At 51.3% G+C, this 1,045-nt stretch carries 2 tRNA genes and 2 rRNA genes; all 4 read right to left on the reverse strand.

What is annotated here, in order from left to right:
* A 23S ribosomal RNA gene (locus tag J2X14_RS20960) occupies positions 1-443 on the reverse strand; the annotation flags it as partial.
* Between the two features lie 172 nt (positions 444-615).
* Positions 616-691, reverse strand: a tRNA-Ala gene (locus tag J2X14_RS20965).
* 112 nt (positions 692-803) lie between these two features.
* Positions 804-880 (reverse strand) — tRNA-Ile (locus J2X14_RS20970).
* 72 nt (positions 881-952) lie between these two features.
* Positions 953-1,045: ribosomal RNA gene (locus J2X14_RS20975) — 16S ribosomal RNA — on the reverse strand; the annotation flags it as partial.

Below are 1,045 nucleotides of genomic sequence, written 5' to 3' on the forward strand. Positions count from 1 at the left end.
TCAGTCAGGAGTATTTAGCCTTGGAGGATGGTCCCCCCATATTCAGACAGGATACCACGTGTCCCGCCCTACTCATCGAACTCACAGTGCATGTGCTTTTGTGTACGGGAGTATCACCCTGTACCCTGCGACTTTCCAGACGCTTCCACTAACACATACGCTGATTCAGGTTCTGGGCTGTTCCCCGTTCGCTCGCCGCTACTCAGGGAATCTCGGTTGATTTCTTTTCCTCGGGGTACTTAGATGTTTCAGTTCCCCCGGTTCGCCTCATGCCACTATGTATTCATGACATGATAGTGCAACGGATTGCACTGGGTTTCCCCATTCGGGTATCGCCGGTTATAATGGTTCATATCACCTTACCGGCGCTTATCGCAGATTAGCACGCCCTTCATCGCCTCTGACTGCCAGGGCATCCACCGTGTACGCTTATTCGCTTAACCTCACAACCCGCAAGCGTCTCGTGACGCTCATGAGTGCGAGAATTGAGAGAATCGTGAACAACAATTATGTTGTTCCGTTTTCAATTTTCAGCTTGTTTCCGGATTATTAAAGAGCAAAACTTCACAGTACATTCGCAAATGCACTCTGGAGTGTTCATCAACCACAGGTTGATGGTGGAGCTAAGCGGGATCGAACCGCTGACCTCCTGCGTGCAAGGCAGGCGCTCTCCCAGCTGAGCTATAGCCCCAGATGTGTTCGTAAAACCGTCGGTTACCTTCATTCCTTTCAGAACAAGGCATGGTTTTGCGACGCATAGTGAACTATGCGAGCCGAAACCATAACGCAGTGCTGGAAGGAATTGGTAGGCCTGAGTGGACTTGAACCACCGACCTCACCCTTATCAGGGGTGCGCTCTAACCACCTGAGCTACAAGCCTGCCGGGGTTTTACTGCTCGTTACTTCTATCAGACAATCTGTGTGAGCACTTCACGGGCGGGATTCAGCATGGTAAGGAGGTGATCCAACCGCAGGTTCCCCTACGGTTACCTTGTTACGACTTCACCCCAGTCATGAATCACAAAGTGGTAAGCGCCCTCCCGAA

This window comes from Mixta sp. BE291 (assembly GCF_031457955.1).
Taxonomy (GTDB): domain Bacteria; phylum Pseudomonadota; class Gammaproteobacteria; order Enterobacterales; family Enterobacteriaceae; genus Mixta.